The 9,735-nt window shown below is 33.1% G+C and carries 16 protein-coding genes; 14 read left to right on the forward strand and 2 right to left on the reverse strand.

Annotated features, from left to right (window positions below; all coding sequences use genetic code 11):
* Window positions 1-40 precede the first annotated feature (40 nt).
* From B2Z27_RS19880 to B2Z27_RS16565, 4 genes are all read left to right on the forward strand, one after another.
* Window positions 41-268 carry a hypothetical protein gene (locus B2Z27_RS19880; RefSeq protein WP_414673611.1) on the forward strand — a complete coding sequence of 76 codons (228 nt, stop codon included), beginning with the start codon at window positions 41-43 and terminating at the stop codon, window positions 266-268.
* Between the two features lie 1,267 nt (window positions 269-1,535).
* Window positions 1,536-1,760 (forward strand): type II toxin-antitoxin system ParD family antitoxin, encoded by a 225-nt coding sequence (locus tag B2Z27_RS16555; protein ID WP_286814479.1) that lies wholly within the window; start codon window positions 1,536-1,538, stop codon window positions 1,758-1,760.
* Complete coding sequence (locus tag B2Z27_RS16560; protein WP_286814480.1) at window positions 1,757-2,053, forward strand: type II toxin-antitoxin system RelE/ParE family toxin; 297 nt, start codon at window positions 1,757-1,759, stop codon at window positions 2,051-2,053. Before B2Z27_RS16555 ends, B2Z27_RS16560 begins: the two co-directional genes overlap by 4 nt.
* Window positions 2,054-2,113: 60 nt before the next feature.
* The gene (locus tag B2Z27_RS16565; RefSeq protein ID WP_286814481.1) at window positions 2,114-2,317 is read left to right on the forward strand and encodes an MbcA/ParS/Xre antitoxin family protein; all 204 of its coding nucleotides are present in this window, start codon (window positions 2,114-2,116) and stop codon (window positions 2,315-2,317) included.
* A gap of 568 nt (window positions 2,318-2,885) precedes the next feature.
* Here B2Z27_RS16565 and B2Z27_RS19850 read toward each other — a convergent pair.
* The gene (locus tag B2Z27_RS19850; protein WP_349675889.1) at window positions 2,886-3,062 is read right to left on the reverse strand and encodes a DUF6747 family protein; all 177 of its coding nucleotides are present in this window, start codon (window positions 3,060-3,062) and stop codon (window positions 2,886-2,888) included.
* Between the two features lie 378 nt (window positions 3,063-3,440).
* Here B2Z27_RS19850 and B2Z27_RS16570 point away from each other — a divergent pair, with 378 nt between their 5' ends.
* The 3 genes from B2Z27_RS16570 to B2Z27_RS16580 all read left to right on the forward strand — a co-directional run bounded on the left by B2Z27_RS16570 (window position 3,441) and on the right by B2Z27_RS16580 (window position 5,243).
* On the forward strand, window positions 3,441-3,821 hold the full coding sequence (locus B2Z27_RS16570; RefSeq protein ID WP_027066599.1) for a hypothetical protein: 381 nt from the start codon (window positions 3,441-3,443) through the stop codon (window positions 3,819-3,821).
* 21 nt (window positions 3,822-3,842) lie between these two features.
* A complete protein-coding gene (locus tag B2Z27_RS16575; RefSeq protein ID WP_027066600.1) occupies window positions 3,843-4,325 on the forward strand; it encodes a hypothetical protein in 483 nt (160 codons plus the stop codon).
* 177 nt (window positions 4,326-4,502) lie between these two features.
* Window positions 4,503-5,243, forward strand: a complete 741-nt coding sequence (locus B2Z27_RS16580; protein ID WP_286814483.1) for a hypothetical protein — start codon at window positions 4,503-4,505, stop codon at window positions 5,241-5,243.
* Window positions 5,244-5,302: 59 nt separating this feature from the next.
* On the opposite strand, the gene B2Z27_RS16585 is transcribed toward B2Z27_RS16580, so the two are convergent.
* The gene (locus B2Z27_RS16585; RefSeq protein ID WP_286814484.1) at window positions 5,303-5,800 is read right to left on the reverse strand and encodes a hypothetical protein; all 498 of its coding nucleotides are present in this window, start codon (window positions 5,798-5,800) and stop codon (window positions 5,303-5,305) included.
* 214 nt (window positions 5,801-6,014) lie between these two features.
* Here B2Z27_RS16585 and B2Z27_RS16590 point away from each other — a divergent pair, with 214 nt between their 5' ends.
* From B2Z27_RS16590 to B2Z27_RS16615, 7 genes are all read left to right on the forward strand, one after another.
* A complete protein-coding gene (locus B2Z27_RS16590; RefSeq protein WP_286814485.1) occupies window positions 6,015-7,307 on the forward strand; it encodes an alpha/beta hydrolase in 1,293 nt (430 codons plus the stop codon).
* A 72-nt stretch (window positions 7,308-7,379) separates the two neighbouring features.
* Window positions 7,380-7,583, forward strand: coding sequence for an MbcA/ParS/Xre antitoxin family protein (locus B2Z27_RS16595; protein ID WP_286814487.1), 204 nt, complete (start codon window positions 7,380-7,382; stop codon window positions 7,581-7,583).
* A gap of 39 nt (window positions 7,584-7,622) precedes the next feature.
* Entirely contained in the window at window positions 7,623-7,874 is a 252-nt protein-coding gene (locus B2Z27_RS16600; protein ID WP_286814488.1) for a hypothetical protein, read from the forward strand.
* 72 nt (window positions 7,875-7,946) lie between these two features.
* Window positions 7,947-8,117, forward strand: coding sequence for a hypothetical protein (locus B2Z27_RS19885; RefSeq protein WP_394799853.1), 171 nt, complete (start codon window positions 7,947-7,949; stop codon window positions 8,115-8,117).
* Window positions 8,118-8,132: 15 nt separating this feature from the next.
* Window positions 8,133-8,441, forward strand: a complete 309-nt coding sequence (locus tag B2Z27_RS16605) for a hypothetical protein (RefSeq protein ID WP_027066601.1) — start codon at window positions 8,133-8,135, stop codon at window positions 8,439-8,441.
* Between the two features lie 14 nt (window positions 8,442-8,455).
* Window positions 8,456-9,064, forward strand: a complete 609-nt coding sequence (locus tag B2Z27_RS16610) for a hypothetical protein (RefSeq protein ID WP_027066602.1) — start codon at window positions 8,456-8,458, stop codon at window positions 9,062-9,064.
* 74 nt (window positions 9,065-9,138) lie between these two features.
* Entirely contained in the window at window positions 9,139-9,537 is a 399-nt protein-coding gene (locus B2Z27_RS16615; RefSeq protein WP_027066603.1) for an NUDIX hydrolase, read from the forward strand.
* Window positions 9,538-9,735: the final 198 nt, after the last annotated feature.

The raw sequence follows: 9,735 nt of genomic DNA on the forward strand, positions 1-9,735 counted from the left end.
CCTATTTTTAGGGAAGCCTACACTGTAATTATATAATAAAATCAAGCTTGATCATAGGCACCATACAAGACAACTTTTATGGGAGGGCAATGTAAAGGAAAGATATTTCCCCAATTGGGGTATGGCCTATTGCCAAAGGTCGAAAACTTTGCCTACCGATAGTGGTGAAAAGCTTTTTTCAAAATCTATTGCTTTTAGGCGAGCTTACATCCATTTCTACGGGTTCTTTGGCATCGTTTTGGGGTACAGTTCGAAAACTTTTGGATGACCGCTCCGGTCTAGGGTCTTTTTGAATTGATTATTTGTTTTCATAATAGTTAGAGGTGGAACCTTAAGTTCAAAAATGATGGAATAAGTTTCTGAGAAAACTTTATCAAGTATCCCAAGCCATAATAGAAAATCTTTTCGATTCTAATTCTAGGAATAACCATTTCATTTTACAAAATTCAAGAACGTTGTTAGAAACTTATAGACGCTCGTTCCGTATGGAAAATTATATTATATTATTTAATTCATACCACCAGAAATTTTAGAATCATGATTGGGTAAATATCTTATATTTACTTTTTTTATATTTTATGATAGGAAATATTAGAAGATTGTTCAAGGATCTAGATAATGATAATCGAGAGAAGGCGCTTTTGTTTTTCAAGGAAGAATTTATGCTTGATAGTCGTAAATATGCTCTGAACGTATGGATAATCGGTGGGAGGATTCCGGACGAGTACCAAGAGAGAGTGGTCTTATTTCTACAAAATCTGGCGAGGGTTCAATCACTTGAAAAGCATTGATCTAATCAATTTATAGTCATCTGCATCGATATGGCAATTTATTGGCAAACGCTAATGGAAGTTAATTGAACTAGCCGAACTAAATTTAAAGTAAAGGATATCGATAAAATGCATATATCGGAAACGGAGCTGAAAACGGAAATCCGCATTGTATCAAATAGCAGTATGTAACAATAGAGGTTCTGAGCTACTTCACGACATTGGTGGAATCAAAGGGCATTTGAAACTCATCTTAACGATATACCAATGATTATATCCAAAGATTTTGTATGAATGGAGAATAAACTAAGGATGTCAATTTTGAAACACCGACTATGTTGATAAGCTTTCAAATTAATGATAGGAGAGGACACTTGGTTCCGATTCGTAAAATTTAAGTGATAGGTTTTGTAATGTAAGAAAATACACAATGTTTCGTTATTTTATCAATGAATAAAATAGCCCTAACTATTTGAAGCGAAACCGAGTTTTTTGAATCGAAAAGATTGTTCTGTCTTGCATTCCTTCCGATGCTCAATAAAATGGGTTCAGATTACACTAAGTACAAGTTAAATACAATATTTAGCGAAGCGACATTTTCTTTATTTCCAGATAATTTGACACCTGAAAATCTTGAGGCTACTGTAATGAACTTTAAAATTGAAAATGTAAAGTTCAAATAAAGGATAGATTAAACCTTAATATTATGTCCAAATATATCTTATTTGGACATTTTTTATTAATTTAGTAGTAAATGATTTAAGCATGAATGTTAGTTTCACTAAAAAACAGGAAGAATATATAAATGCGCAGGTTGCTTCAGGCGAGTATCAGAACAATAGCGAAGTGATACGAGATGCCTTAAGGTTGCACGGTATTTATAGAGAAAAAGTTATTCGGGATCTAAGGAAGGAAATTGAAAAAGGATGGGATGGCCCAGACAGTAATTTGTCAATGAGCCAGATAATAGCATCCAAGAAAATTTCATGAAATACCTATATGTTCTTTCAGAAGAAACTAAATCCGATATAGATGAAATCTATGAATTCGGTGAAGGTAAGTTCGGGCAGGACCAAGCCATTAAATATTTAGTAGGACTTGAAGAGCACTTTGATAAGTTGAGTGCTAATTATCACATAGGTCGGGCACGGAATGACATCAAAAAAGGTCTATATAGTCTTCCTTACATTTCACATATCATCTTTTACCGAATTTTAAAAGACCGAATAAGAATTGTAAGAGTTTTATATGGAGGGAGAGATCTTATTAGATTTCTAGACTAAAGCTCTAATGAAGGATAAGTTAGGACACCACGTCGTTAATCATAACCATCATATTAAAGAATGCAAAACTTAAAGAAAGAACAAATTCGATTAAAACAATACGGCGAATCAGTTTTCGAGGATAAATCTAACTTTGAAAAGTGGTTAAAGACAAAGTCAAAAGCCTTGGGCGGGATAACCCCTGAATCACTTTTAAAGAGTGCAAGAGGCATACAGAAGGTAATGTATGCTTTAGGAAGAATTGAACACGGTATCATGGCTTAAAGTTCAAATAAAGCAAGAGTTAGGACACCATGTCGTAATTCGTAAAGTTCAAATAAAGAATACAATAAAACATAAAAAAGGGCTCCACAATATGGAGCCCTTAAATTATGGAGCATTTAAACACTAACCATTAACTATAAAAAAGCTACCATAAATTTATTGTTATAATAAAGGAATTACTGCTCCATTAAGTGAATCAGGCCATAACTTTTTTTGAAACTAGTAAAGTTCGGCTAGGGTTTAAAATCAAATCAGTATTAGTCTATGTTTAACATAGTTCCAAAGTAATCTTTACCCTGGATAATTAATCAAATTTATTACATAAAACTGGGACGACAAAAAAATAACTTTAATAAGATTCAATCTTTAGTTAAAGGGATAAAGGGAAACCATTGGCGTCGATAGAATCTATTATTACATTTTATCATAAAGCGTAGTACTGATTGAGAATCATATAAATTCCTTTATATTCCAAAGGTCATTATAATGACCAGTATTAGTATAGCGCTAACAAATAGGGCCCCCGAAATAATCAACACTTTTCCATCTCGTCCTTTTCTATACATGTTTAGAGATTAGAAAAATGGAAGTCCGTAAACAGTCTGTATAAAAAGACATAGAGCACCATTGTGAACATGACCAAGGTGAACCAGGAAAAAAATTTGAGATAGTGTTTTACCACATAATTTTGAATGTTCTTGAATGTCTCTAAATCGATTACTTTAACAAGTAAAATTGTTTTCATATATCAGGGGCTTGTTTAGAAGCAAAGGTTGTGTAGTTGTTAAAATATCGAATGCTTTTTTCGGCCAAAGGGGTGAAATTGGGACTGAATTACATTTGGATTAAAAAACATCCGTAAAACCTTACAAAAATCAAGGAGATGTAGTTGATTCTATACGTTCAATAGTAATTTTCTTGGATATCCTGCAAATGTAACCTTCCCTCTTTATTGTACAATTCAAAACTCAAAATCATTATATTTATAAAAGTTCAGATAAAGGATGAAATTATAATCCAGTAATATTAATACAGTATATGTAAGAGTACACATATCCTTACGTTGTAGTGCATTTTGAAGCAACCTTTTAGGATTAGCTTCATCTAATTGAAAAAGGAAAAAATGAAAGCAAATATCTTGATTTTGTTTATCGGGGTTTTGATAATATTCGGTTGTGATAATGATGATGTCCAAAGAGATATTGATGGGCAATACATCGGGACTTTTCAAAGAGGAGAGAATATCTCAAATGTGGAACTATCATTAAACGATGCCACTTTTTCTGGAGAAAGCGAAATCATGAAATTTCCTGCTATTTGTAATGGTAATTACTCAATTTCAGACAGGACTATAAAGTTTGAAAATCAATGCCCTTGGACCGCCGAATTTGATTGGAGCTTAATACTGAGTGACACTTGGGATTTTAAATTTGCTAAGGATACCCTGACATTAACCAATTCAATCGGAGACGTCTACAGTTTGGCAAAAAAAGGACAATTTTAATATTTATTTGAAAATCGAATTATGAAAAAAGTTTTCGTAATTATTATTATCGGATTCTTATTTCCAAGTTGTACGAGTGACGACGACGGAATTGACTGTGAGATTTTTGACCCTGCATTCCCATCTTTGTTTATCAGAATAGTTGACGCTACTGGTGCTAACCTAATCGAAAATGAAAATATTGACCCTAACAATATAACCGTTGAAGGAGACTTTCCAAATGCAGGATTTCAATTTATTCCAGCAAGTGTGTTTGCCGTTCCTGACGCTGACATTAAAGAGTTCGATAACTCCTTGAACCTGTCCATTCCTAATGAATCATCATTTCATTATACTATCTATTTAGATGGTTTTGAGGCTATTGATCTAGATTTTGAGGCAGAGCTAACAAGAATACCTTGTGACATTACCTATTTTATTCCTTCTAGCGTTACTTTTAAAGAAGAAACTATAGAACTTACGGAAATGTCATCACTTCAATTTTTGGTAATAATAGAACTGTAGAAAAACAAACTACAACAAAACCTCCTATGAAAAGCCTTAGTCCATTTCTTGAAAGTTCAAATAAAGGATTGTTTAAAATAGGTAAATAGGCGCTTTTCTAATATTTCTTAACTTGAGGATATAAAAGATGTATGCACTATGACCCTAATTTGCAAGTAATTTGAAAACCAGCCAATAATGTCAGTAAGTAGCTATCAAAATAAAGTAAACCAAACAAATTCTCAAATTGCCGATTTAATGAAAAGGCAGGTTGCTGAAAGGAAAAAAGAAGTTGATTTGAATTCTAAAATCAATGATTTATCTAAAAAAGCTTTTTCATTAAAAAACCTTGCTACATTTCAAAGCTATCAAAGACAAATAGATACTAAATCTAAAGAATTAATTCGTGTAAGTGCTAAAGTTGCCGACTTTGAAAAAAAGCTGGCCGATAAACGAAAAGAGTTGTCCCGAAATCAGGATTCTTTGACAAAAGCCATAGATACTGCAACTAAAAAGAGACAAAGTAAGGAACTGAATTTTTTAAAGGAAAAAGAGAAAATTAATCGTTCAGAATTGAGCAATATTTGGAATCTAAACTCTGAAATTCAACGCCAGCAAAATATATTTGAAAATTACCAAGTTCCAGAAAATCTATTAACGGATGACGATGTTGACTACTCTCTAAAGGAACTCACAGAACTTCACGACCGAATTAACTCTGTGTTGGAGAAACTTGAAAAACTTGGTTATGGACAAGAAATAATATTTGATGAAATTGAGGAACTAAAATCAAAAAGTAAAAAAATTAGTAAAAAAGATTTGAAAATGATGCTTATCGGGAAGATTGTAAGTTTTGGAATGGGAAAAATTGACACGGATTTAGCTGCTCAAATATTTGAAGAAATTACGAGTGTGGATTTAACTAAACTAGGGGCTTAATCACACAACTATTCGTACCGAGTTATGGTGAAGGTTCAAATAAAGGATAGCTAATTCCATTATTGTAAAATTTCCCCTCGTATAAAGCCTTTAAACTGCCCATCGGAAATTGTAAGTGTACTATCTTTTATTTCAGGATTAGCTAGTATAGTCGCTCTTAGGGGCATTTTAAAACCACCTTCAATATATCTGTTTCCTTCCTCATAAGTTGAGATGGAAAATATACCATTTGAGCCATCTTCAATGGCGTATTGACTTATCAAAACATCACCGCCCAAAGTATTGTAGTAAATACCATCGAGGTCATTCAAGATATAGGATCCGATCCCGTCAAATTTTATTTTGGCGACCAATACACCATTATCCAGACCGTTCCCGACCGCTAAAAAGATAAGTGTGTCACTAGCAGTCAAAACGATTTCGGTGGACCCTTGCCATGTAATATCGGCTCTTTGGGCAATGAAATAGTTATTCGGAAAAGAAGGTTCCCCATCATCGTTTTTGTTGCAGGCCAAGAATAAGACGAATATTAAAAGCAAGACGGATTTAGTTTGCATAAAAGGTATTTTAGAAGAGATGTCAATTATTGAAAACGTTGCGTTACCAATTTAAAAAATAGACTCAAAGGTCATTTGTAACAAAAAGCTTTAAATAAAAAACCGCCTTCCCATGCTTGACGAAATTTCGTAAATTTAGAAGGACAAAGTTCAAATAAACGCTGAGTTGTAATAACCTGTCATAAACAGTGAAATATTATAAGACGATAACGAAATGGAAAACCAATGCCTTAGACTAATTTTTAGAATTGTATTATTCACCTTTGTCACCTTGAATTCTATAAGTTGCAAAAAGAAAACCGAAAAAAATATTATTAATGAAAGTTCACTGGTCATAGGGCAAGTGGATAGTATATATTCAAATGTTTTGGGCGAGTCTAGGGAAATATGGATTTATATTCCTGAAAGCGCAAAAGAGAAATCAAATGAAGCAGCTAAGTACCCAGTACTATATTTGTTAGATGGACCTTCTCATTTCAAGTCTTTAGCTGGCATGGTAGATCAATTAAGTCTCGCCAGTGGAAATATGGTTGTACCGGAAATGATAGTAGTAGGAATAGCCAATACTAATAGGACACTGGATTTAACACCATCACAGGTCGATATCGACTTTATTTCGGGTGATAGTATTCCATATATCTCGGGCGGAGGAAACAATTTTCTTGATTTTGTTGAAGAAGAATTAATACCACACATGGAAAAGGCATACCCGGCATCTGGCTATAGAACTTTTGTCGGTCATTCTTTTGGAGGCTTAAGCGTTATCAATGCCCTTGTGACCAGACCTGAGCTTTTTAGTAATTATGTAGCAATCGATCCAAGTTTATGGTGGGATAACAGAGGGTTTCTTAATTTTGCCGATTCGTTATTGACAAAGAATAGGTTTGAAAACAAGAGCCTTTTTATTGGTGTCGCAAATACATTGGAAGAAGGCATGGACATTGAAAGTGTCCAAAGTGATACCGTTCCCGACACATATTACACTATACAGATGAAGTCGATAATGAAATTTGTAAAATCCCTTGAGTCCAAGGAATACAATAATTTATTATTTAAATGGGAATACTATCCGAATGATGACCATGGTAGTGTTATACTTATTACGGAGTACGATGCACTACGTTTTCTTTTTCCTTGGTACAGGCTTGATGGTGTTAATGATTTATATTCCCAAAATTCGACAATGTCCACCGACGATATTTTAAAAATGATCAATTCACATTATGAGAATATTTCAAATAAATTTGGTTACAAGATTATCCCATCTGAACAGTTTATTAATAATATGGGATATGGATTCATGAACAACGATATGAATGAAAAATCGTTTGCATTATTTAATTTGAACATACAGAATTATCCTAGAAGTTCTAATGTGTACGATTCAATGGGGGATTGCTTTTTAGCCAAACAAGACTCTACTCAAGCACTAAAATATTTTACCAAGGCATTACAGGTAGGCAAAAATGATTTTTCTCAAGAAAAAATAGATATGCTAAAAAAGTAAATTAAAAGCCGAATAGTACTTTGAGTTAAAATCAATTACAGTAAAAGTTTAATTAAACGATCAAATTAAAAAATGGAAAACTTAAAGAAAGAACAAATTCGATTAAAAGAATACGGCGAATCAGTTTTCGAGGATAAAACTAACTTTGAAAAGTGGTTAAAGACAAAGTCAAAAGCCTTGGGCGGGACAATCCCTGAATCACTTTTAAAGAGTACAAGAGGCGTACAAAAGGTTATGTATGCTTTAGGAAGAATTGAACACGGTATCTTGGCTTAAAGTTCAATTAAAGGATAGAGAAACGAAACTAATTTACTAATGGAGGAAAATAAGCTAACGGATTTAAGTTTAGAGGAATTGCATAAGAAAAGAAAGAACTTACAAGGGGCTATCTTTGTTTTTATCCCCATAATCATCGGGCTTTTATATTTCCAAATACGAAATTATTTAAATGATAATGAGATTGACTGGGCAATGCTAACAATTGTGATATGTACCTTAGGAGGTCCTGTGACTCTTTACCCAGAATTAAAGAAAATAAAAGATGAAATTGCGAATCGTTCCAAGTAAAAGTTTAAATAAAGGATTAATTAATTTCCAACTATGAAAGAGGGTCGTTTGACTGGCAAATATATTAGACAGATGCGCACGGAAAAAAAACTGTCACAAGTCGATTTGGGGAAATTGATTAATAGGCGCCCTGAACGTATTTGCGAATGGGAACAAGATACTTACTCTATCAAACTTGACGTGTTTCTGGAAATAGCTGACGCATTAAAATTCAAAAATTTCAACAAACTTTTTCGCAAATAAAAGTCTAAATAAAGGATGAGTCGTATAAAAACTAACATAAGAATAGAAAGTGAAGATGGTGGAAATTTCGGGTACTTCATGGAAAGAGAGGACTTATACTCAAAATTGAGCGGGATTAAAGATATTAATGATGACATGGAGTTCATAGAAATTGGAGATAAAATCCAACTAAATGAACATACTCTTATGGTTAAAAATATCCATTTAGAATTTGCACCCGTGGATCTTAATACTAGACATATTGAAAAAACAGAAGATACAATGCCATCGAATTTTAGGATTGAAGTTGTACTTACGGTAGAGAATATTCCATTGGAAATATAAAGTATAGTTAAAGGATGAAGAAGATATTTATAATTTTTATTACTGTCTCCTTTTGTTCGTGTGCAGGAGGAAAATACAACTATCTGTTTGATACAGGTAAGGAGTTGGACTTCAGCCAGGGAAAATGGATTTTAAACAGGACAGAATCAAATTCCAAGGTCTTCGACCAAGAATTGAATACCACTGCTTACAATGAATTTAAAGAAATAATTGGCGATTCTTTATTTGAGTTAAATACCTTAAGGGCAAACAAATTAATTTCTCCAAAGATCGGATTTGAACTTAATGAGAAGGAACTACAACAAATTGGAAAAGAATCCGAATGTGACTACCTAATAAATATTCGGGGCAGTATAGTTAGTAATGGGGCAGGAACATTATCATACAATTCTGGAGATGGGTTTTACAGTGCCAGTAATCAATCTTCCGTATTTATTTTAATTTATGATTTGAAAAGCGGCATAATTATTTCTTCATCCCAGGCATTTGGAAAAGCTACCGAGGAAAATTCTCATTTTGATAATGAAAATAGAGTTCCTTCTTTTCATAGTAGTGCTGAAACACTAATGGTGAAAGCTGCTAAAAATTTAATCAAGAAATATGGTCGGAACCGCTTGGATTAATAGTCAGGTTCAAATAAAGAATGAGTTAAGACATCATGTCGTAATTCGTAAAGTTCAAATAAAGGATAAATGAAATGACCGAAATAGACAAAATTGCATTTATAGAAATCCAAGGGCGCAAAATATTGAGCACGAAATCTAAAGGCAAGTTCAAATATTACATACCAGGAGGAAAAAGAGAAATGGGCGAGTCAGATAAACAAACTTTGGTTCGTGAAGTATCTGAAGAGCTTACAGTTAATATTATCCCTGATACTATTGAATATGTTGGAACATTTAGGGCGCAGTCTGATGGTGCCAAAGAAGGTGTAATGGTTAAAATGACTTGTTATAAAGCACAGTATAATGGAACGTTTCATCCTAATATGGAAATTGAGGAAATCAGGTGGTTGGATTCAAACGATACAGATAGAATATCAGAGGTGGATAAACTTATATTTCGCCATCTAGTAAGTATTGGGGAATTAAATTGAAGTTCAAATAAAGGATTTTAAATGTGGAGAGTATTTAGAGATATTGGAGGTTTGATTTGGTGGGGAGTTGTCAAACTTGGAAGAACAAAACTTGAGCTAGAGCAGGCAAAAATTAATTGGTCAAGAAATGTAATTGTGTCCATCTGCTTTATTTTATTGATAACATACTTAATTTTAAAGTTCAAATAAAGGATTATT

Source organism: Maribacter sp. UBA3344, assembly GCF_002362375.1.
Taxonomy (GTDB): domain Bacteria; phylum Bacteroidota; class Bacteroidia; order Flavobacteriales; family Flavobacteriaceae; genus Maribacter; species Maribacter dokdonensis.